This window comes from Pseudomonas sp. IT-347P (genome assembly GCF_949768005.1).
In the GTDB taxonomy this organism is placed as follows: domain Bacteria; phylum Pseudomonadota; class Gammaproteobacteria; order Pseudomonadales; family Pseudomonadaceae; genus Aquipseudomonas.
Genome location: NZ_CATKPQ010000001.1, coordinates 79,913 through 102,530 on the forward strand (window position 1 = coordinate 79,913; position 22,618 = coordinate 102,530).

Here is a 22,618-nt window from a genome sequence, read left to right on the forward strand (position 1 = left end):
TTTCTTGTTATAGGAATTGGCGAAACATCAGGCTTGCGGTATTCCCCTGTGGGAGCGGGCTTGCTCGCGAATGCGGTGGATCATTCAATCTGGATGTGACTGATTCAGCGCATTCGCGAGCAAGCCCGCTCCCACATTGGGATTTGTGGTGTTTTTGAGAATGGGGGGCAAATAAATGCCCCCACACTGTTTAAGCGTAGCTTTCGATCGACGGGCAGGCGCACACCAGGTTGCGATCACCGAACACGTTGTCGACACGACCGACCGGTGGCCAGTATTTGCCTTCAATCAACGACGCAACCGGATAAACGGCCTGCTCGCGGCTGTACGGGTGGGTCCACTCGCCGACCAGCTCCGCTGCGGTGTGCGGAGCGTTCTTCAGCGGGTTGTCGTCCTTGTCCAGCGTGCCGTTTTCCACTGCGCGGATTTCTTCGCGGATGCGGATCATGGCGTCGCAGAAACGGTCCAGTTCTTCCTTGGATTCACTTTCGGTCGGCTCGATCATCAGCGTGCCCGCGACCGGGAACGACATGGTCGGAGCGTGGAAACCAAAGTCGATCAGACGCTTGGCAACGTCATCAACACTGATGCCGCTGCTGTCTTTCAACGGACGCAGATCAAGGATGCACTCATGCGCCACCAGGCCGTTGCTGCCGGTGTACAGCACTGGATAGTGCTCTTCGAGGCGACGGGAGATGTAGTTGGCATTGAGGATCGCTAGCTGCGAAGCGCGTTTCAGACCGGCGCCACCCATCATGCGAATGTACATCCAGGTGATCGGCAGAATGCTCGCGCTGCCGAACGGTGCTGCGCAGACCGCGCCTTCTTTGCGTTGCATCTGGCCGTGACCCGGCAGGAACGGGGTCAGGTGCGATTTCACGCCGATCGGACCGACGCCCGGGCCGCCACCGCCGTGGGGGATGCAGAAAGTTTTGTGCAGGTTCAGGTGCGAGACGTCGCCGCCGAATTTGCCCGGTGCGCAGAGGCCGACCATCGCGTTCATGTTGGCGCCGTCGATGTACACCTGGCCGCCGTTGTCGTGAATGATCCCGCAGATTTCGCGGATGCCTTCTTCGAACACGCCGTGGGTCGACGGGTAGGTAATCATCAGCGCGGCGAGGTGTTCGCGGTGCTCGATGGCCTTGGCGCGCAGGTCTTCGATGTCGACGTTGCCACGGGCATCGCAGGCAGTCACGACAACGCGCATGCCAGCCATGTTGGCAGTGGCCGGGTTGGTGCCGTGGGCGGACGACGGGATCAGGCAGATGTCGCGACGCTCCTCGCCACGGCTCTGGTGATAAGCACGAATCGCCAGCAGGCCAGCGTATTCACCTTGCGAACCGGCGTTGGGTTGCAGCGAGATCGAGTCGTAGCCGGTGGCGGCGCAGAGCATCGCTTCGAGTTCGTCGGTCAGTTGCTGGTAACCAGCGCTCTGTGCGGCTGGGGCGAACGGGTGCAAAGCACCGAATTCGGCCCAGGTCACCGGGATCATTTCGCTGGCGGCGTTGAGTTTCATGGTGCACGAACCCAGCGGGATCATGGTGCGATCCAGCGCCAGGTCCTTGTCCGCCAGTTTGCGCAGGTAGCGCATCAGCTCGGTTTCCGAGTGATAACGGTTGAACACCGGGTGGCTTAGGATTGGCGACTGACGTACCAGCGATGCAGGAATGGTGCTCTGTACCGAAGCGGCCAACGCAGCGAAGTCCGGCAGGGTCTTGCCGTCGGCGAACAGGCCCCAGAGGGTTTCGATATCAGCCTGAGTGGTGGTTTCATCGACCGACAGGCCCAGACGCTGAGCGTCGATCACGCGCAGGTTGATCTGCGCAGCGTGCGCCTTGTCGTGCAGTGCGGCGGTTTGTGCGCCGGTGGCTACGGTCAGGGTGTCGAAGAAACTGGCTTGTTCGACGTTAGCGCCCAGTGCGGTCAGGCCCTTGGCCAGGATCGCGGTCAGGTGATGCACGCGGTTGGCGATCTGTGTCAGGCCTTTCGGGCCGTGGTAGACGGCGTACATGCTGGCGATGTTGGCCAGCAGCACCTGCGCGGTGCAGATGTTCGACGTGGCCTTCTCGCGGCGGATGTGTTGCTCGCGGGTCTGCATCGCCAGGCGCAGCGCCGGCTTGCCGAAACGGTCAACCGAAACACCGACCAGACGGCCCGGCATGTCACGCTTGAACGCATCTTTGGTGGAGAAGTAAGCGGCGTGCGGGCCACCGAAGCCCAGCGGCACGCCGAAGCGTTGCGCGGAACCGATGGCGACGTCAGCGCCGAACTCGCCCGGGGCGGTCAGCAAAGTCAGAGCCAGCAGGTCAGCGGCCACGGCCACCAGCGCGTTGGCAGCGTGGAAGCGTTCGGTCAGTTCGCGATAGTCGAACACATCCCCGTTGCTCGCCGGGTATTGCAGCAGTGCGCCGAAGAACGCCGTCACATCAGTCAGTTCGCGTTCGTCGCCGACCACGATTTCGATGCCCAACGGTTCGGCACGGGTGCGCAGCACGTCGAGGGTTTGCGGGTGGCTGTGGATCGAGGCGAAGAACTGGTGGCTGCCCTTGTTCTTGCTCAGGCGTTTGCAGAAGGTCATAGCTTCGGCAGCGGCGGTGGCTTCGTCGAGCAGCGAGGCGTTGGCGATCGGCAGGCCGGTGAGGTCGCTGATCAGGGTCTGGAAGTTCAGCAGCGCTTCGAGACGGCCCTGGGAAATTTCTGGCTGGTACGGGGTGTAAGCGGTGTACCAGGCCGGGTTTTCCAACAGGTTGCGCAGGATCGGCGACGGCGTGTGGCAGTTGTAGTAGCCCTGGCCGATATAGGTTTTGAACAGCTGGTTTTTGCCGGCGATGGATTTGATCATCGCCAGGGCGTCGGCTTCGCTGAGGCCGTCGTCCATGCCGAGCACGCTGGTGCCCTTGATGCTTTCCGGGATGACGCTGGCGCTCAACGCTTCGAGCGAATCGAAGCCAAGGCTGTTGAGCATGGCTTGCTCGTCACCGGCGCGCGGGCCGATGTGACGGGCGATGAATTCGTTGGCGGTGCCAAGGTTTACTTGAGTCATGTCGGTGCTCCTCAGGCTTCGGCTTGGGCTTTGATCAGACGGTCGTACGCGTCCTGATCGAGCAGTTTGCCGACAGCGGCGGCGTCGCTTGGCTGGAAACGGAAGAACCAGCCTTCGCCCAGCGGATCTTCGTTGACCAGTTCCGGGCTGTCTTCCAGTGCCGGGTTGGTCGCCAGTACTTCACCGTCCAGAGGCATGTACACGCCGCTGGCGGCTTTTACCGATTCCACGGTGGCGGCTTCGGCGCCTTTTTCGTAAGCCTGCAGCTCAGGCAGTTGCACGAACACCACGTCGCCCAAGGCGTTCTGCGCGAAAGCGGTGATGCCGACAGTAACGCTGCCGTCAGCTTCGGTGCGCAGCCATTCGTGATCTTCAGTAAAACGCAACTCGCTCATGGAAACTCCTCAGGGGCCAGACTCGTCTGGTGGACGCGGTGGAATAGTCGGGCGCGAAGGCCCTTATTTATGAAGAGTTGATTAGCAAGAACGCGGCCAATGTTGATTTATTGTTATAAATCAATAGCTTGAGAAGAATGCAAGAAGATGGGGTCGCGGCGTGTGTAGCGAAATCGCTACAGCAGGAGGCATGGAAAAAAGCTTAACGGGATCAAAGCCTTGCGCAGCAGTGATTGGAGAAGCGTGTATCGATATCGTTCCGCTGTAGCGCTTTCAGTACAGATGAAGGTCGTTTTTGAACGGATTTCGAATCCGCCACAATTTATTGTAGGAGTGAGCCTGCTCGCGATAGCGGTGTGTCAGACGACAAGTTAATTGACTGATAAACCGCTATCGCGAGCAGGCTCACTCCTACAAGGGGGGCGCGGTGAATCAGGGTTTGTTGGGGATGCCGTATTTGCGCAGGCGATGGGCGATCGCGGTGTGCGAAGTTTGCAGGCGGCTGGCCAGTTGGCGAGTCGAGGGATAGCTGACGTAGAGTTTTTCCAGCAGCGACTTTTCGAAGGATTCAACGGCTTGTTCGAGGCTGTCGATATCAGTGTCGGTCTGTCTTGCGACTGAGGTGCCGGCAATGTCGAGGTCGCCAATATCCACCAGGCTGCTCTCGCAAATCGCCGCCGCGCGAAAAATCACGTTCTGCAACTGCCGCACATTGCCCGGCCAGCGATTGCCGAGCAGGGCCGGGTAAGTCCCGGGGGCGAGGCGGCAGACCGGGCGCTGGATCTGCGCGCAGGCCTGCTGCATGAAATAGCGCGCCAACAGCAGAATGTCCTGACCGCGCTCGCGCAGCGGCGGCACTTCAACGTTGAGCACATTGAGGCGATAAAACAGGTCTTCGCGGAACAAACCTTCGCTGACCATTTTTTCCAGATCGCGGTGGGTCGCGCTGAGGATGCGCACGTTGACCTTCACTTCACGATCACCGCCCACGCGACGGAAGCTGCCATCGTTCAAAAAACGCAGCAATTTGGCCTGCAAGTACGGCGACATCTCGCCGATCTCATCGAGAAACACCGTGCCCTGGTTGGCCAGTTCCATCAGCCCCGGTTTGCCACCGCGCGCCGCGCCGGTAAAAGCGCCGGGGGCATAGCCGAAGAGTTCGCTCTCGGCGAGGTTCTCCGGCAGGGCCGCGCAGTTGAGAGCAAGAAACGGTGCGCTGTGGCGAGTGCTGATAGCGTGGCAGGCGCGGGCGACCAATTCTTTACCAGTGCCGGTTTCACCTTGAATCAACAGCGGTGCGTCGAGGGCGGCGACTCTTTGGGCGCGGGCCTTCAGTGTGCGGATCGCTGGGGATTCGCCGAGCAGCGCATCGAAACCTTCGGCGTGATCGTGATGCAAGGCCGAGAGCTGTTCGCCGATGCGGTTCGGTTGGTACAGCGTCAGCAGGGCGCCGGCGTCGGTGATCGGTGTGGCGTCGAGCAGCAGGGTTTGGCCGTTGACGGTGACCTCGCGCAATGGCAAACGGAAACCGTGTTCGAGCAAGGTGTCGAGCAGCGCGGGGTCGTTGAACAATTGCGCGACACTCTCGCCGGCCGGCTCGCGACCGTACAGCGCGATCAACGCCGGGTTGGCCAGCAGCACCTTGCCGGCACTGTCGAGCGCCAGAACGGGATCGGTCATTGCTGCCAGCAACGCATCGAGCTGCAGGTGCCGACGCTGGCCGGGAAGAATATCGACCACGGTCACCGCTTCCACGCCGAGCACGCGAAACAGGGCATCTTTCAACTCTTCGAGCACTTGCGGGCTCAGGGTCGGCGCGTCGATGTAGACGTTCGGCGGGATCATCTCCACCGCATCCAGATTGAGATTGCGCCCACCGAGGATAGCCAGGACTTCCTGGGTGATGCCGACGCGGTCGATAAAGCTGACGTGGATACGCATGGGGCGGTTCAGTGATCTGCAGAGCGGAGGGTGGCAAGTATGCCTTAAATCAAAAACACCCTCACCCCAGCCCTCTCCCGGAGGGAGAGGGGGCCGACCGAGGTGTCTGTTGCTATACGTCGACCCGAAAAAGCGAGGCGATTATGGATTCGGTAAAGCAGGATCAGGTCGGCGTAGTTCTGCAGCATCCCCCCATCGGTCCCCTCTCCCTCCGGGAGAGGGCTAGGGTGAGGGGCTTTTGATGTTTATTCGAAATGCTCGGGATTGACCGGATCCCCGGATTGCATATTCAACTTCTGCCGAATGTCTTCAAACATCAAATCGTAATGCTTGTGCACCGAACCGATCTGGCTGTGCGCCTTGGGGATCCCGTACTTCTCGGCAATCCGGGTCACGTCGCGGGCGAAGTTGTAAGCCTCTTCCTTGGGCAGGAAAAACGTTTCCTTCATGTCCTTGCCCTGCATATTGCCGTGCAGGGTGAACTGTATCCCTTTGCCTTTTTGCGGGTCGGTGAACACCTCATAGTCGAGGTGCACGTTGTAATTGACGTCATCGTCAGTCAACGCGTGCCGCTCAATGTGCAAATGACCGGGTTCAAACTGGGCCATGGTTTTCTCCTTTCAAGGCATGGGAGAAGGGCAGACCTTCGGCCTGCCCCCGGAGTTTCTGATTATCGATAGCTGATGCCGGGCTTGGCGGTACTCACGCGAGTACCGGCAGTCCCCTGAACGATCGCTTCGATGTCCGCCAGCGAACCGATCACCGCGACTTTGCCAGTATGGCGCGCAAATTCGCAGGCTGCCTGTACCTTCGGCCCCATCGAGCCGGCGGCGAAACCGAGGCGTTCGAGTTCATCCGGGTGCGCTTCGGCAATGGCTTTCTGCGTCGGTTTGCCGTAATCGATGAACGCCGCGTTGACGTCCGTGGCGATCACCAGCAGGTCGGCTTCCAGTTGCTCGGCGAGCAGTGACGAGCACAGGTCTTTGTCGATCACCGCCTCGATGCCTTTGAGGTTGCGGTTCTCGTCATACAGGGTCGGAATCCCGCCGCCACCGGCGCAAATCACGATGCTGCCCTTGTCCAGCAGCCACTTGATCGGGCGGATTTCGAAGATGCGTTTCGGCCGTGGGCTGGCCACCACACGACGGAACTTGTCGCCGTCCGGAGCAATCGCCCAGCCTTTTTCGGCGGCGAGTTTTTCTGCTTCGGCCTTGTCGTACACCGGGCCGATCGGTTTGGTCGGGTTCTGGAAGGCTGGGTCCTTGGCGTCGACTTCGACCTGGGTGAGCAGGGTGGCGAACGGCACTTCGAAGTCGAGCAGGTTGCCCAGTTCCTGTTCGATGATGTAGCCGATCATGCCTTCGGTTTCGGCACCGAGCACGTCCAGCGGGTAAGGGCTGACGGAGGTGTACGCCGCCGCTTGCAGGGACAGAAGGCCGACTTGCGGGCCATTGCCGTGGGCGATGACCAACTGGTTGCCGGGATGGATCTTGGCGATTTGCTCGGTGGCGATGCGGATGTTGGCGCGCTGATTGTCAGCGGTCATCGGTTCACCACGGCGGAGCAGGGCGTTACCGCCCAGCGCTACGACGATACGCATGGTGCATGTCCTTCTAATCAGAGGAGAGGCAAACAACTCGATCTTCCTGTCGGAACCGGGGCGCTTTGTGGGAGGGGGCTTGCTCCCGAAGGCGGCGGATCAATCAGCATCACTGTTGAATGACACGCCGCTTTCGCGAGCAAGCCCGCTCCCACATTTCCAGCCGATTTCTTCAGTGAGAGCGGGTTGATTCTTACAGATCAGCCAGGGTCGAAACCAGAATCGCCTTGATCGTGTGCATGCGGTTTTCCGCTTGCTCGAAGGCGATGCAGGCTGGCGACTCGAACACGTCGTCGGTCACTTCGATGCCGTTTTTCAGGTGCGGATACTGTTCGGCAATCTGTTTGCCGACCTTGGTATCGCTATTGTGGAATGCCGGCAGGCAGTGCATGAACTTGGTGCGCGGGTTGCCGGTGGCTTTCATCAGCTCGGCGTTGACCTGGTAGGGCAGCAGTTGCTGGATACGCTCGGCCCAGGCTTCCACCGGCTCGCCCATCGACACCCAAACGTCGGTGTGAATGAAGTCGACGCCTTTGACCGCCGCTTTCGGGTCTTCAGTCAGGGTGATACGTGCGCCACTTTCTTCCGCATATTTGTGGCAACGCTCGACCAGATCATCCAGTGGCCACAGGGCTTTCGGCGCGCAGATGCGCACGTCCATGCCCAATTTGGCACCGATCAGCAGCAGCGAGTTGCCCATGTTGTTGCGCGCGTCGCCGAGGTAGGCGTAGCTGATTTCATGGATCGGCTTGTCGGCGTGTTCACGCATGGTCAGCACGTCGGCGATCATCTGAGTCGGGTGATATTCATCGGTCAGACCGTTGAACACCGGCACGCCAGCGAACTTGGCCAGCTCTTCGACGATTTCCTGTTTGAAGCCACGGTACTCGATGGCGTCGTACATGCGCCCGAGCACGCGGGCGGTGTCTTTCATGCTTTCCTTGTGGCCGATCTGCGACGAGTTCGGGTCGATGTAGGTGACGTTGGCGCCTTGGTCATACGCCGCCACTTCGAAGGCGCAACGGGTACGGGTCGAGGTTTTTTCGAAGATCAGGGCGATGTTGTTGCCCTTCAGGTGTTGTTGCTCGGTGCCGGTGTATTTCGCGCGTTTCAGATCGCGGGACAGGTCGAGCAGGTAACGCAGCTCACGTGGGGTGTGGTGTTCCAGGCTGAGCAGGTTACGGTTGTGGATGTTGAACGCCATGATGATTCTCCTTGGATTCGGTAATCGGCCCGGCCGCTACGGGATGGGTGCGGCCGGGGAGATGGTCGTTTAGTAATCGATAGGGTCGCGGATGATCGGGCAAGTCATGCAGTGGCCGCCGCCACGGCCACGGCCCAGTTCGCCGGCGCTGATGGTGATGACTTCCACGCCGGCCTTGCGCAACAGGGTGTTGGTGTAGGTGTTGCGGTCGTAGCCGATGACCACGCCCGGTTCCACGGCCACCACGTTGTTGCCGTCGTCCCATTGCTCGCGTTCGGCGGCGAAGCTGTTGCCGCCGGTTTCCACCACGCGCAGCTTCGGCAGGTTGAGCGCGGCGGCGACGGTGTCGAGGAAGCTGCCTTCTTCGCGGCGGATGTCGATACCGCCCTGTTTGCTTTCGTCCGGGCGCAGGGTGAAAGCGACGATCTGGTTTACGACTTCCGGGAAAATCGTCACCAGGTCGCGGTCGCAGAAGCTGAACACAGTGTCCAGGTGCATCGCCGCGCGGGACTTCGGCAGGCCGGCGACGATGACTTTTTCCACGGCTTTGTTGTTGAACAGGTTCAGCGCCAGTTGGCCGATGGCCTGACGTGATGAACGCTCGCCCATGCCGATCAACACCACGCCGTTGCCGATCGGCATGACGTCGCCGCCCTCCAGGGTGGAATTGCCGTGATCCTTGTCCGGGTCGCCGTACCAGATTTCGAATTCGGCGTTGGTGAACTGCGGGTGGAATTTGTAGATGGCGGTGGTCAGCAGGGTTTCCTGACGGCGAGCTGGCCAGTACATCGGGTTCAGCGTCACGCCGCCGTAGATCCAGCAGGTGGTGTCGCGGGTGAACTGGGTGTTGGGCAGCGGCGGCAGAATGAAGCTCGAATGGCCGAGGAAATCGCGGAACATCTGGATGGTCTTGCCACCGAAGCTGTCCGGCAGATCATCGGCGGACACGCCGCCAATCAGAAATTCAGCGATGTGCCGTGGCTCGAGGCTTTTCAGCCAGGATTTGACTTCGCTGATCAGGCCCAGGCCCACCGAGTCGGCGGTGACCTTGCGCTCGAGAATCCAGTCCAGCGCCTCAGGGATGGCGACGATGTCGGTCAGCAGGTTGTGCATTTCCAGCACATCGATGCCGCGCTCACGCATTTTGGTGACGAAGTCGAAGTGGTCACGCTTGGCCTGGGCGACCCAGAGCACGTCGTCGAACAGCAGTTCATCGCAGTTGTTCGGGGTCAGCCGCTGGTGGGCCAGACCTGGGGAGCACACCATGACTTTGCGCAGTTTGCCGGCTTCGGAATGGACGCCGTACTTAACTTTTTCCGTGGTCATTTCAGATCCTCCAGATAACAAATCAATCAGGGGTTACAGAGTCAGGAAGCCGTCGTAGAGACCGTAGGCCGCCACCAGGGCACCGACGATCACGGCGGCGAAAATCAGCTTCTCGACGTTAGTGAAAATCGCTTGTTTGAGTTCCAGCTTGGCTTTGGCGAACAGGATCGCGCCAGGTGCGTAGAGCAGGGCCGAGAGCAGCAGATACTTGACCCCGCCGGCATACAGCAGCCACACCGCATAGATCAGCGCGATGCCGCCGATAATCAGATCCTTGCGCCGTTCGGCCGCAAAGCCTTCGTAGGTTTCGCCGCGTACCGCCAGCAGCAGGGCGTAGGCCGCTGACCACAGGTACGGCACCAGAATCATTGAAGTGGCGAGGTAGATCAGCGACAAGTAAGTACTGGCCGAGAACAGTGTGATGATCAGGAAAATCTGCACCATCGCGTTGGTCAGCCACAGGGCGTTGACCGGTACGTGGTTGGCGTTTTCCTTACGCAAGAACTCCGGCATGGTGTGGTCTTTGGCGGCGGCGAACATGATCTCCGCACACAGCAGCACCCACGACAGCAACGCGCCCAGCAGCGAGATGATCAGGCCGACGCTGATCAGCACCGCGCCCCAGTGACCGACCACATGCTCAAGCACGGCGGCCATCGACGGGTTCTGCAATTTCGCCAGTTCTGGCTGGGTCATGATGCCCAGCGACAGCACGTTCACCAGCACCAGAAACAGCAGCACGGTGATGAAGCCGATCACAGTGGCTTTACCGACGTCCGAGCGTTTTTCCGCGCGGGCCGAGAAGATGCTCGCGCCCTCGATGCCGATGAACACCCATACGGTGACCAGCATCATGTTGCGTACCTGGTTCATCACGCTGCCCAGATCCGGGTTCTTCACGCCCCAGATGTCAGCGGTGAAGATGTCCAGTTTGAAGGCGAAGATCGCGATCAGCACAAACAGCAGCAGTGGCACGACCTTGGCGACCGTGGTCACCAGGTTGATGAACGCCGCTTCCTTGATCCCGCGCAGCACCAGGAAATGCACGGCCCACAGCAGCACTGAAGCGCCGATCACCGCAGCAACGGTATTGCCTTCACCGAAAATCGGGAAGAAATAGCCGAGGGTGCTGAAGAGCAGAACGAAGTAACCGACGTTGCCCAGCCAGGCGCTGATCCAGTAACCCCAGGCGGACGAAAAACCCATGTAATCGCCGAATCCGGCCTTGGCGTAGGCGTAGACCCCGCCGTCCAGGTCAGGCTTGCGATTGGCGAGGGTCTGGAAGACAAAAGCGAGGGTGAGCATGCCGACAGCGGTAATGGCCCAACCGATAAGTACCGCACCGACATCGGCGCTGGCGGCCATGTTTTGTGGCAAAGAGAATATCCCGCCACCAATCATCGAGCCGACTACCAACGCGACCAGTGCACCTAGTCGCAGTTTTCCGGGAGCTTCAGACATTGCATGACTCCATTGCAGGAGAGAAGAGATCACAGCGTAGTTCTGTTGTCTGTTCAAACAGCTGACTTAGATCAGTGCATGGTCACATTCCATTGTTAATGAATGACTTAGGCTTCGGTTTGAAGGCATGAGGCTTGTGCCCGCAAGGCCCGTCCCAGAGGCGTTGTGGCTACATTTTTGCGAATGGCTATTATTACTTTGGAATTATCACGCTAGTTCTTTTTCAGCTTTTGGCAAATTTTCCGCATCTGTTTTCAGTACAGAATTGAATTATCAGGATCAGCGCACAAAACTGTCTTAACGTGGTAGGCGTTAGCGTCATCCGCTATATATTCACGGGCTTTACCTGATAGCCATCATCTTGCTTTATTGATTTAGCCAATAGTTGTTACAAACAACCGATCGCCACACATAAAGGAAAATTGAAATGTCGCAACCGACGCAAAAGCTGCGATTAGGCGCGTTGATCGCGCTGGTGGTGGGTTCGATGATTGGCGGAGGGATTTTCTCGCTGCCGCAGAACATGGCGGCACGCGCCGATGCCGGGGCGATCCTGATCGGTTGGGGCATTACGGCCATCGGCATGCTGACCCTGGCGTTCGTATTCCAGACGCTGGCCAATCGCAAACCCGAGCTGGATTCCGGCGTATATGCCTACGCCAAGGCCGGGTTTGGCGACTACATGGGCTTTTCCTCGGCGTGGGGTTACTGGATCAGCGCGTGGCTGGGCAACGTCGGTTATTTCGTGTTGCTGTTCAGCACCCTCGGTTACTTCTTTCCGGTATTCGGTCAGGGCAACACGCCGATCGCTATCGGCTGCGCCTCGGTGCTGCTGTGGGCCGTGCATTTTCTGGTAATGCGCGGGATCAAGGAGGCGGCATTCATCAATCAGGTGACCACGGTGGCCAAGATCGTGCCGCTGATCATGTTCATTGTCATCGCCGCCGTGGCGTTCAAGGCCGACATATTTACCCGGGATATCTGGGGCCGCAGCAACCCGAGTTTCGGCGGGGTGATGGATCAGGTGCGCAACATGATGCTGGTCACCGTGTTCGTGTTCATCGGCATCGAAGGCGCCAGCGTGTACTCGGCGCGGGCGGAGAAACGCAGCGACGTCGGCCGCGCCACGGTGATCGGTTTCATCGGCGTGCTGGCGTTATTGGTGCTGGTCAATGTGCTGTCGCTGGGGATCATGAGCCAACCGGAATTGGCCAAGTTGCAGAACCCGTCGCTGGCAGCGGTGCTGGAACACATCGTCGGGCCGTGGGGCGCGTTGTTGATCAGCATTGGTCTGGCGATTTCCTTACTCGGCGCATTGCTGTCGTGGGCGCTGCTGTGTGCCGAGATTCTCTTTGCTACCGCCAAGGACAAAACCATGCCGGCGTTTCTCAGAAAGGAAAACGCCAACCATGTGCCGGTCAATGCGTTGTGGCTGACCAATGTGATGATCCAGATCTTCCTGCTGATCACGCTGTTTTCGGCGGGCACTTACACCAGTCTTATTTACCTGGCGTCGTCGATGATTCTGGTGCCGTACCTGTGGTCGGCGGCGTACGCGGTGCTGCTCAGCGGGCGCGGCGAAACCTACGAACACGCCTCGGCGGAGCGCACCAAGGATCTGCTGATCGGTGGCATCGCTCTCGTCTACGCGGTGTGGTTGTTGTATGCCGGCGGGGTGAAGTATTTGCTGCTGTCGGCGTTGCTCTATGCGCCGGGGGTGATTTTGTTTGCCAAGGCCAAGCGTGAACAGGGACAGCCGGTTTTCACTACGGTGGAAAAAGGGATTTTTGCCTGCGTGGTGATTGGGGCAGGGTTGGCGGCGTATGGGTTGTATAGCGGAGTGTTGTCGTTGTGATCTGAAAAGCCAGCCCTCTCCCGGAGGGAGAGGGGGCCAACCGCGGTGTCTGGCGCTATACACCGACCTGAAAAAAACAGTCGATTATGGATTCACTGTGAATCTTTCAGGTCGGCGTAACTCTCGAATATCCCCCAATCAGTCCCCTCTCCCTCTGGGAGAGGGTTAGGGTGAGGGGCTTTTCAGACCCACTGTGGTCGGTGTGAACCCAATTTTGTAGCCGGCAACGCCCACTGAATTGGTGTGCCGCTGATCCTCACCGGTACCTGCAAACGATGCGCCGGGCCCCAAGATGTCTGTTCCAGCAGCGAACTCTGATCCTGTGCATCCTCGGCGCGCAGCGCTTCCGTTGTCCCCGGTCCATGCTCAACCAACAACTTCGCCGTACGCGCCAGCGACAACCGAGCCAAGCCACCGCGACCCGTCTGCAAACGTTCGGTCAGCAATCTGATCGCACTCGCCGCCAGCAAATACCCGGTCGCATGATCCAGTGCCTGCACCGGCAACGGCGTCGGTTTCTCGGCCTGCTTCCAGCGCTGTCCGGCCTCGGCAATGCCGCTGCTCATCTGCACCAGGCTGTCGAAGCCGCGGCGGTTCTGCCAGGGACCGCTCCAGCCGTAGGCGTTGAGGCCGACGTCGATCAGGCCCGGCGCGAGTTGGCGACGGCGCTCAATCCCGAAACCCAGATTCTCCAGCGCATCGGCGCGGTAACCGTGCAGCAGCATATCGGCGTCTTGCAACAAACCCTCGAACACCACGCGATCGGCCGGATCATGCAGGTTCAGTCGCGCGCAACGTTTGCCGAGGGTCATTTCCGGGACGACACCCGGTTCGTCCCAGGTCGGTGAATCGATGCGCAATACATCCGCGCCAAGGCCGGCGAGAAAGCGACTGGCGGTGGGGCCGGCGAGCACGCGCGTCAGGTCCAGCACCTTGATCCCGGCCAACGGTTGCGCCACTGAGCCTTGCCACGTTTGGTTATGTTCATCCTGCGCAGCATGGAAATGCACCAGCGGCTCGGCGTTCACCGCCAGCCCCTGCGGATGATTCTGCCACTGTGCCCAACTGCGCATTTCGGCAGCACAGCCCTTGGCGTCGACCACCGCTTGCTCAAGATCGGTACTCGCCCATTGCGCGACTTTGCCAGCCATCGCGGCACGGTCGGCGCAGGCGCCGAGTACGCGTTCAGCGGCGGCGCGGTGATGTGGAGCGTTGGTGTGCAGACGGATCCAGCCGTCCTTTGTCGCGTAATCACCGGCCACCGGATCCCACAGCGGCGGGACCTGCCAGCCAATGGGACGGATCGATGTGGCGAACCAGAACGAGGCCAGACGTCGGTCGACTTCAACGGCGGGCAGTTGGCCGGTCTGCTGCCGGAGCAATTCACTGACAGCCTGACCGGCCGCGGCCATGCCGGCGCAGGCAAGGTCAGTGACGGCAAACGCCGAGGGCAGGGCGCCACGGTCGGTGAACGGGATCGGCGTATGCGGCAAGCCGAGTGCGGCTTGAATGGACGTGAGTAAATCAGTCATCGAAGGCCCTCCGGAGCGAGAGGGCGATGATAGTGCAAAACAATCCCGAGTCAGATGAAATCCCGGCAGGTGAGCACTCACCACTGTGGGAGCGAGCTTGCTCGCGAAGGGGCCGTCACATTCAACATCATTACTGAATGGCAGACCGCTTTCGCGAGCAAGCTCGCTCCCACAGGGTTCAACGGTGTAGCGTCAGACGCGGAACTGATCCATCAATTTCATCTGCTGACTGGCCAGTGCATTGAGCTGGCTGCTGATCGCCGCCGATTCAGTGGCTTGCCCGGTCAGGGTTTCAGTCACGGTGCGGATGGCCGAGACATTGCGATTTACCTCTTCGGCGACTGCACTTTGCTGTTCAGCGGCACTGGCGATCTGCAGGTTCATGTCGCTGATCACCGTCACCGCATCGCTGATCTTGCCCAGTGCATCGACCGCCTGACGAATCTGCCCGGCGTTGTTGTGCGCCTGGGTCTGGCTCGAATGCATGGTCGCGACGACGCCACGGGGGCCGGTCTGAATGCGCTCGATCACGATGCGAATCTCTTCTACCGAATCCTGAGTGCGCTTGGCGAGGTTGCGCACCTCGTCGGCAACCACTGCAAAGCCCCGGCCGCTCTCACCGGCACGAGCCGCTTCGATCGCGGCGTTGAGGGCGAGCAGGTTGGTTTGTTCGGCGATGCTGCGGATCACTTCCAGCACCGAGCCGATCTGTTCGCTATTGACCGCCAGTGCTTCAACTTCGGTCACAGCCTTGCTGACTTCATCGGCCAGTTGATTGATGTCGCGGGTGCTGCGCTCGATGATCGACATGCCGTCCTTGGCCGACTGATCGGCACCTTTCGCGGCGTTGGCCGCGTTGGAGGCGCTGTTGGCGACATCGTGGGCCGTGGCGCTCATTTCGTTGGAGGCGGTGGCGACCTGGTCGATTTCACGGAACTGCACCTGCATGCCTTCACTGGTCTGACGGGCGATTTCCGAAGACTGGTCGGCGGTGCCGCGGGCTTCGGTGATGCTCTGTTTGATCTGCGCGATGGTCGGTTGCAGCTTGTCGAGAAAGCGGTTGAACCAGTTCACCAGTTCGCCCAGTTCATCCTGCTTGCTGTAGTGCAGGCGCTGGGTCAGATCGCCTTCGCCGCTGGCAATGTTCTTCAGCATCTCGGCGACGCTGTTGATTGGACGGGTGACGCCGGATGCGGTCAGCCAGATCAACAACAGACCCACCAGGCCGGCAGCGATGGCGACCAGCAGCGCGGTGATCACCCCGGTTTCCTGAGCGTCGTCGAGTACCGCTTGCAGCTTGACCGAGTCGGCCAGTAGCACCTGTTTCGGCAGGTCGATGACCACGCCCCAGGCGCGCGAGTTGCCGATCGGGTCGACCGGGTACACGGCGCGAATCAGGTCACCCTGTTCGAGAATCTTCGGTGCGCCGGAACTCAGCAGTTGCAGGACATCCTTGCTATCGGCGCCGGCGGTGTCGCTGATTTTTTTGCCGACCTTGCTGGCGTCAGAACTGTCAGCAGCGAGCACGCCGCTGCCGGAGACGATCAGCATGTGCCCGGCGTTGTTGAACAGGTTGCGCTGAGAATCCACGGCGGCCGCTTGCAGCGCATCGAGGGCAATGTCGATACCGACCACGCCGATGGCTTTACCGTCGATGATCAATGGCACGGAAATGGTCGTCATGAGCATTTCCTTGCCCCCGACGGTGTCGGCATACGGGTCGAGCAGGCAGGTACGCTTGTTGTCGCGAGGGCAGGTGTACCAGCTGTTATAGGGCGTGCCACTGAGGCTGAGGGTGGTCTTGGTCAAGTCTTCTTCGACCATGATCGTGTTCAGCACCGCGCCCGCCGCCCGGCTCCAGTAGGTGGCGAAGCGTCCGGCTTCGTTGGACTGGCGGGCAGCGTCGTTGACGAACTCGCTGTCCTTGCCGTCGAGGCCGTCGGGTTCGAAGGCGAGCCAGATCCCGAGCACTTTGTCGTTGCGCTGGAAGGCGGTTTTCAGGCTCAGGTTCAACTCTTCCCGCAGGGCGCCGGCGTCCAGCGAACGCTTGGCAGCCATGGCGCGCATGTCCTTGATCTGGTCAGCCAGAGCGGTGATCACCGTCAGGCTTTCGCCAAAGGTCTTCTGTACCCGCACTGCTTGCTCGGCGGCTTTGGCTTGCAGCAGATTTTGCACGCTGGCGGTGAGCAACTGGTTGCTCGAGTGGCTGACCAGTTCGTCGTTGCGGTTGGTCTGGTAGATGTTCATGCCGACGATCAGCGCGACCACACCGAGCAGGCACAGACCGGAGAGCAGGACGATTTTCAGGCGAATGGACAGAGAGGCGAACATGGGGCGATCTCGCGAATGAATAAACGGGTGGCAGACGGACATGAACTATCCGGTTCGCCAAATCCATTCAGCGCTATTCACTGCTCATCGGCGTGGAACGAGAGCGCATGAGGCGGCTGCCGACGAACGGTCAGCGCTAAACGTTTGCGCAGGGGAAAGTGCTGAAAAAGCGATTAATTACAGGGATGTTTCAGTGCGAAGAAGGATCGCTGCGCACAGCTACCGATTCCGGACGCGACCAGATCCACAGGTTGCCCAGGCTCATCCCGGCAATCGCCAGATAGATCGGCCAGCCGTGATCAAGCATCACCAGCATCAGAGTTGCGCAAAGCAACATGCTTACCGTCGCACTGACTTTGGCTTTGCGCGCGATGATCTTGCCGTTGCGCCAGTTACTCAGGATCGGCCCGAACAACCGATGGTTTTCCAGCCAGGCACTGAGGCGCGGCGAGCTGCGGGTCGCGGCCCAGGCGGCGAGCAGGATGAACTCGGTGGTCGGCAGGCCGGGCACGACAATGGCGATCAGGCCGATGCCGAGGCTGACGTACGCCAGCAGGCCGAACAGCAGACGGGCGAGTTTCGAGGAGGCGGGTGGCGGCATGGGCTCGGGATTGCTGTGAGGCGAGATGGGGATTCTACAGACTTGCGCTGTTCCCATGTGGGAGCGAGCTTGCTCGCGAAAGCGGTATGTCAGTCACATCAGCGTTGAATGTGCTGCCGTCTTCGCGAGCAAGCTCGCTCCCACAGGGTTTTGTGGTGTGTCGGGAATCAGGCCGGTTCGGCTTCTGTGGCGTAAGCCTGTTCCAGCAACACGGTGAAGCGGTTGAACGCATCAAGCGCGCCTTGCTCCACTTCGGCTTCTTCTTCAGCACTGAACTGCAGCGAATCGAGGGTGCGCACGAAGCTTTTCCAGCCCTCGGCGCGGCCACCTTCAGGTTCGCCGAGGTGACGGGCACCGAAGGTTTCGCTCAGTTCCAGCGCCACCGCGCGTTTAATGAGAAACGCAGCGCCGAGCTTCGAACCTTCGGAAACAAAGATCCAGCCCAGCGCGCGAGCCTTGCTCGGATTTTTCACCGCGCCCGCCACCGGCGCCGGCACTTCAGTGTCGAGATCCGCCAAGTCAGCCTTGGCCGCTTCGGCGCGGCAACGCGCCGGCAGATCCGGAACGATCGCGGTCAGTTCGGCGTCGTTGTAGAGGTCGACCAGTTCCGACTGGAACAGGTACTGCGCGACGACGAAACGGGCGAAATTGGCGCGGGTCTCGAATGGCGCATGGGCTTTGACCAGGGCATCGAGCTTGCTGTGCGGCGCATGGGTGATCTGGTTCAGGCGTTGTGAACGCAGGGCTTTTTCCGAAGTGGTCATGACATGTCCTTGATAAAGAGGCGCTTGATAACGAGACGAACAAGACGAGGTGCAAGCGTAAAAAAACCTCACGGCGCGGTGCCTGAACACGCGCCGTGAGGTTGGCCGGATCAGATGTCCCAGATCAGATTGATCGCGAAGTTGCGGCCTGGTTGGGTCAGGCGATCGAGGTTGGCCGGTTGCGTCACCGAGGCTTCGCCGACGCTGTCGTAACCGCGCACGTCGTCCCACAGCCAGTACTTCTTGTCGGTCAGGTTGTAGATGCCGCCGCTGACGGTGACGTCGTCGGTGACTTTGTAATAACCGGCCAGATCAAGAATGCCGAAGCCCGGGGTCTTGAACTGGCTGCTGACGCCATCCGGCGACTTGAAGTTGCTGTCGTCGACGCGATCCTTTTTCTTCACCACGGTCCAGCTCAGCAGGCCGCCGTAGTTGTCCTGGTCGTAACCCAGACCGAACACGCCGGTCAGCGGGTTGACGCTGTTGATCGGCTCGCCGTTGTCGTTGTTGCGACCGTAGGCGTAGGCGATCGAGCCTTGGGTGTAGAGGCCTTGCGGGGCACCGAACGCGTCCAGGTTCAGACGACCTTTGACTTCCGCACCCTTGATGGTGGCGTGCTTGATGTTGCTCGACTGGAAGGTCAGCTCGCTGTAGCCCGGGGTGACGGCGTCTTCATTGATGAAGTCGCGGTAGTTGTTATAGAACACGGCCACGTCGAACGAGCCTTGCTCGAAATTGCCGCGCAGACCGGTTTCATAGCTTTTGCTTTTTTCCGGTTCGAGGTCCGGGTTCGGCGCCACGCTATAACCGGTCGTGGTGTTTTCAAAGCGGCCGTACAAGGCTTTCGCGGTCGGGGTGCGGAAGCCCTCGGCGTACTGACCGTACCAGGTGTAGTTTTCGCTCAGGGCGTAGGTCAGGCCGAATTTTGGCGAGACTTTGTGCCAGGTTTTGTTTTCGTCGCTGACCGAGCCTTGGCCGTCAGCCGCCACGGTGTTGAGGAATTCCTGAGTGATGTGCGGCTTGAGCTGGGTGTAGTCGTAGCGCAGGCCCGGCAGGAAGGTCCAGTTGTTCCAGCTGATCTGATCCTGGGCGAACAGGCTGTAGGTGTTGATGGTCGGGTCCGGGAAGTCGGTGGCTTTGGCCAACACGTCAGCGCTGCTGGTTGCGCCGATCGCGGTGCAGCCGCGACCGACCGCCAGGCAGGTGCCGTTGCCGCTGCGCGAGCCGGTGACTTTCTGTTGTTTGATGGTGGTGCCGTAAGTCAGGACGTGATCGGTGTCGCCGATGGCGAACGCCTTGTCCAGTTGCGCATCGAACACCCACTGCTTTTCTTCGTAGATCGTGTCGCGAGTGCGCAGCACTTTACGGGTGATCGGGTAGTAGAACTCGGTGGTGCTCTGGTCGGTCTTGGCAATCTGGTGGTTGAGGCTCCACTTCACGTTGTCGACCAGCAGGCTGTCGAGGGCGAACGTGTGCTCGATGCCGAAACGCTCACGGGTGATGGTGTCGTTGCCGGTGCGCCACTGGTACATACCGCCGGGCAGCACGCTGTTCGGAATCGTCGGCGCGCCGTTGAAGTACGGGCCGCCGTAAGCGCTTTTCTGATCGGTGTCGCGATCATCCTTGTACTTTTCGTAGGTCAGGCCCAGACGCGAATCTTCGTTGTAGTTCCAGCCGATCTTGGCCAGCACGTTGTAGGCGTTGACGTCTTCCGGGTTGGCGGCGGTGCGCTCAAGGCCAGTGCCATTGTTGCTGCCGTAGGAATCGGTTTCGTGACCGTCGCGCTGGCTGTAGTGCAGCAAGCCATCGAACTGGTCGGCGCGGCCGGCCACGGTGGCGGACTTCAGCCAGCTGTCATCGGCCGAGCTGTAACCGGTTTTCAGACGGGCGCCGACGTCTTGGCCCGGCTTGATGATGTCGTCCGGGTCGAGGGTGTAATAGCTGACGGCGCCGCCGATGGCGTTGCTGCCGTACAGCACCGAGGCCGGGCCACGGAGGATTTCCACCCGTTTGACGATTTCCGGGTCGACGTAATTGCGCTGGGTCTTGGCGTACGGGCCGTTGAAGAAGCCGTCCGGCACTTCGACGCCGTCGACTTGCGTCAGGATGCGGTCGCCGTCGATCCCGCGAATGTTGTAGCCGCTGATACCGCCCCGTGTGCCAGCGCCGCCGACGGACACGCCCGGCTCATAACGCACCAGATCCTTGATGGTGTTGACGTTGTTGCGGTCCAGATCCTGACGGGTCCGCACGGTAACGGTAGCCGGCACGCTGTTGACCGACTGCTCCTGGCGGGTGGCGCTGATGGTCACCTGATCCAGATTGAGCGTGCCGCTGGCGTTGCGTTTTTCCAGCACGACGTTGTTGTTGCTGATTTTGCGGAAGCTCAGGTTGGTCCCCACCAACAGACGCTCCAGGGCTTTTTCCGCTGGCAACGAGCCACGCACGCCCGGTGACGATACGCCCTGACCCAGTTCCGCCGGCAAACCGACCTGCCAACCGGTCACGGTGGTGAAGGCATTGAGCGCCGACACCAGCGGTTGCTGGCCGATGGAGAACGAGTAATCGCCCATGTTGCGCGTCGGCTGTTCGGTGGCCGCCATCAATGGCGCCGCGCCGGCCATGAGAATGGCAGCGGTCAACAGCGACAGAACGCGAGAAGGGGAAGAGGATTGGCGGGTATGGCGTGAGGACATCGATAGCGCTCCGTGTCGCACGAATCTTTATAGGGGCTGATTGGTTTCGCGTGTTGCGAATCAATTGCATTGGCTATAACGAGACGTACTGACGCTGGCTATCGAGTAAAAATAATTCTCATTTAGTTCAGGATGACCAGGGCGGGGAATTCTTTCAGTTGCGCCGAGGTGATGTGCGCGAGGGAACGCACCACGTCGAGCGGTTGATCGAGACGGTAATTGCCGGTTACGGCGACGTCGGCCAACTGCTCGTTGGTGTTGATGATCCAGCCCGGATAGTAACGGCGCAATTCGGCCAGCACCTGATTCAGCGGGCAGTTCTCGAACACCAGTCGGCCCTGTACCCAGGCCAGATCCGTGTTGGCGTCAAGTCTGGCCGGGCGGTCGAAACCGTTGGGACCGATGCGGATGCTTTCTCCGGCCGTCAGACGTACGCGAGCGTCGTTATGCGTCGCCTGCAGATCGACATCGCCGCGCTGCACGTTGACCTGCGCCACGCCATCGAGATAACGCACGGCGAATGCGGTATCGCGCACGCTGGCGCGGACCGGGCCGGCGTCGATTTCCAAGGGTTGACTGCGGCCGCTGGCAATCTCGAAAAACGCCTCGCCCTGAAACAGCCGGGCAACACGCTGCTGATCATTGATGGTGCTGGAGAATGCCGAATTGGTATTGAGCAGGACTTTCGAGCCGTCCTCCAGTTGCAGGCGCTGACGCTCGCCGACGACCGTGAGGTGATCGGCCTGAAGACGCATCGGCACATTACTGAAACTGAACACACCGAGCAGCAGCACGGCGGCAGTGGCCAGCGGTTTCCAGTGCGGACGCAGACGCTTGAGGACAGTGATCTTCGCAGGTTTCGCCGCCAGGCTTTGCGCACACAGTGCGACTTGCGGGCCGTCCCAGATCGCCTGGGCCTTGGCAAACGCCTCGGCGTTCAACGGATCGGCCGCCAGCCAGGCATGGAACTGCCGGGTCTGCTCCTCGTCCGGGCTGCCGAGCACGATGAGCCAGTCGAGTGCCTGGTCCATTGCGTTGGCAGCGTCCTGCGCCGAATCCGGCGAAGGCGAGCGGTGGGTGTCCGTCACGGTGTTTCCTCGGCAGTGTCTGCGCACGGCTGTTTTTTAAGTGAAGCGTAAAAGTCGGGCAAGGGTAACAAAGCCAGCTGATCCGTGCAGGCGATCCTGGTACTTACAGAAAAGCCCTACAGCTTCAGTCGCCATTCAGACGTTCAGCGACGCCGATACAAATGGTCATGATCAGCTTCAGTTCTTTTTGCACGGTGCTGAGGGAGACGTTCAGTTCATCAGCGATTTCCTGATAACTGTTCCCGTGCAAACGGCTGAGGATGAAAATCTGCTGCTGGCGGGGGCTGAGTTGACTGAGGCTCACGTTCAAGCGCTCCAGCATCTGTTCGGCGTGGGCGGCGTCTTCGGCGCTGCTGGCAGGGGCGGCGACGCTGTGCACGACATCCTGCGGCACATCGTCGACCATGGTCCGCGCGTGAATCTTGCGCGCACGCAAATGATCCAGCGCCAGATTGCGTGCGGTCTGGAAGACAAAAGGTTCGAGGTGATCGATGGCCCGCTCGCTCAACGCCCGTGTCACACGCAGGTAGGTCTCCTGCAAGAGGTCTTCGGCGGTGCTGTGATTGTTGACCATCCGTTCCAGCGTGCGCAGCAACGAGGTGCGCTGGGTGAGGAAGACATGGTTGAAGCGCGATTGACTCACGGGGGAACCTGATCCATTTCGAGCGAATGATAATGCTTATCATCTGCCTGCATGGTCAAGCTCTGATTTTGAATACAGCACTAAACACTGTGGGAGCGGGCTTGCTCGCGAATGCGTCTTGTCAGGCAATAAATGTAT

At 60.2% G+C, this 22,618-nt stretch carries 16 protein-coding genes and 1 pseudogene; 1 reads left to right on the plus strand and 16 read right to left on the minus strand.

The window, feature by feature from the left end:
- Window positions 1-190 precede the first annotated feature (190 nt).
- From gcvP to arcD (ACM6IV_RS00370), 8 genes are all read right to left on the minus strand, one after another.
- Window positions 191-3,043, minus strand: coding sequence for an aminomethyl-transferring glycine dehydrogenase (gcvP, locus tag ACM6IV_RS00335; RefSeq protein WP_414868274.1), 2,853 nt, complete (start codon window positions 3,041-3,043; stop codon window positions 191-193).
- A gap of 11 nt (window positions 3,044-3,054) precedes the next feature.
- On the minus strand, window positions 3,055-3,438 hold the full coding sequence (gene gcvH, locus ACM6IV_RS00340) for a glycine cleavage system protein GcvH (protein WP_236428244.1): 384 nt from the start codon (window positions 3,436-3,438) through the stop codon (window positions 3,055-3,057).
- Between the two features lie 432 nt (window positions 3,439-3,870).
- Entirely contained in the window at window positions 3,871-5,379 is a 1,509-nt protein-coding gene (locus ACM6IV_RS00345) for a sigma-54-dependent transcriptional regulator (protein ID WP_414868275.1), read from the minus strand.
- 245 nt (window positions 5,380-5,624) lie between these two features.
- Window positions 5,625-5,987, minus strand: a complete 363-nt coding sequence (locus tag ACM6IV_RS00350) for a DUF5064 family protein (RefSeq protein ID WP_283439239.1) — start codon at window positions 5,985-5,987, stop codon at window positions 5,625-5,627.
- 62 nt (window positions 5,988-6,049) lie between these two features.
- Window positions 6,050-6,979, minus strand: coding sequence for a carbamate kinase (gene arcC, locus ACM6IV_RS00355; RefSeq protein ID WP_414868276.1), 930 nt, complete (start codon window positions 6,977-6,979; stop codon window positions 6,050-6,052).
- 193 nt (window positions 6,980-7,172) lie between these two features.
- Window positions 7,173-8,183, minus strand: a complete 1,011-nt coding sequence (locus ACM6IV_RS00360) for an ornithine carbamoyltransferase (RefSeq protein ID WP_186620630.1) — start codon at window positions 8,181-8,183, stop codon at window positions 7,173-7,175.
- Window positions 8,184-8,252: 69 nt separating this feature from the next.
- Window positions 8,253-9,509 (minus strand): arginine deiminase, encoded by a 1,257-nt coding sequence (arcA, locus tag ACM6IV_RS00365; RefSeq protein WP_414868277.1) that lies wholly within the window; start codon window positions 9,507-9,509, stop codon window positions 8,253-8,255.
- Window positions 9,510-9,542: 33 nt separating this feature from the next.
- Window positions 9,543-10,970, minus strand: a complete 1,428-nt coding sequence (arcD, locus tag ACM6IV_RS00370) for an arginine-ornithine antiporter (protein ID WP_414868278.1) — start codon at window positions 10,968-10,970, stop codon at window positions 9,543-9,545.
- Between the two features lie 427 nt (window positions 10,971-11,397).
- Here arcD (ACM6IV_RS00370) and arcD (ACM6IV_RS00375) point away from each other — a divergent pair, with 427 nt between their 5' ends.
- The gene (arcD, locus tag ACM6IV_RS00375) at window positions 11,398-12,825 is read left to right on the plus strand and encodes an arginine-ornithine antiporter (protein ID WP_414868279.1); all 1,428 of its coding nucleotides are present in this window, start codon (window positions 11,398-11,400) and stop codon (window positions 12,823-12,825) included.
- A 182-nt stretch (window positions 12,826-13,007) separates the two neighbouring features.
- Here arcD (ACM6IV_RS00375) and ACM6IV_RS00380 read toward each other — a convergent pair whose 3' ends face one another.
- The 8 genes and pseudogenes from ACM6IV_RS00380 to ACM6IV_RS00415 all read right to left on the minus strand — a co-directional run bounded on the left by ACM6IV_RS00380 (window position 13,008) and on the right by ACM6IV_RS00415 (window position 22,480).
- A complete protein-coding gene (locus ACM6IV_RS00380) occupies window positions 13,008-14,357 on the minus strand; it encodes a CoA transferase (RefSeq protein ID WP_414868280.1) in 1,350 nt (449 codons plus the stop codon).
- 192 nt (window positions 14,358-14,549) lie between these two features.
- Window positions 14,550-15,305: a methyl-accepting chemotaxis protein gene (locus ACM6IV_RS00385; protein WP_414868366.1), complete on the minus strand. Its 756-nt coding sequence runs from the start codon at window positions 15,303-15,305 to the stop codon at window positions 14,550-14,552.
- Window positions 15,306-15,455: 150 nt separating this feature from the next.
- Window positions 15,456-16,730, minus strand: a pseudogene (locus tag ACM6IV_RS00390) (chemotaxis protein); the annotation flags it as partial.
- 148 nt (window positions 16,731-16,878) lie between these two features.
- The gene (locus tag ACM6IV_RS00395) at window positions 16,879-17,289 is read right to left on the minus strand and encodes a YbaN family protein (RefSeq protein WP_414868281.1); all 411 of its coding nucleotides are present in this window, start codon (window positions 17,287-17,289) and stop codon (window positions 16,879-16,881) included.
- Between the two features lie 167 nt (window positions 17,290-17,456).
- Window positions 17,457-18,053 (minus strand): biliverdin-producing heme oxygenase, encoded by a 597-nt coding sequence (locus tag ACM6IV_RS00400; protein WP_414868282.1) that lies wholly within the window; start codon window positions 18,051-18,053, stop codon window positions 17,457-17,459.
- A gap of 110 nt (window positions 18,054-18,163) precedes the next feature.
- Complete coding sequence (locus ACM6IV_RS00405) at window positions 18,164-20,749, minus strand: TonB-dependent receptor (protein ID WP_414868283.1); 2,586 nt, start codon at window positions 20,747-20,749, stop codon at window positions 18,164-18,166.
- A 122-nt stretch (window positions 20,750-20,871) separates the two neighbouring features.
- The gene (locus tag ACM6IV_RS00410) at window positions 20,872-21,837 is read right to left on the minus strand and encodes a FecR family protein (protein WP_414868284.1); all 966 of its coding nucleotides are present in this window, start codon (window positions 21,835-21,837) and stop codon (window positions 20,872-20,874) included.
- Between the two features lie 124 nt (window positions 21,838-21,961).
- The gene (locus tag ACM6IV_RS00415; protein ID WP_414868285.1) at window positions 21,962-22,480 is read right to left on the minus strand and encodes an RNA polymerase sigma factor; all 519 of its coding nucleotides are present in this window, start codon (window positions 22,478-22,480) and stop codon (window positions 21,962-21,964) included.
- Window positions 22,481-22,618: the final 138 nt, after the last annotated feature.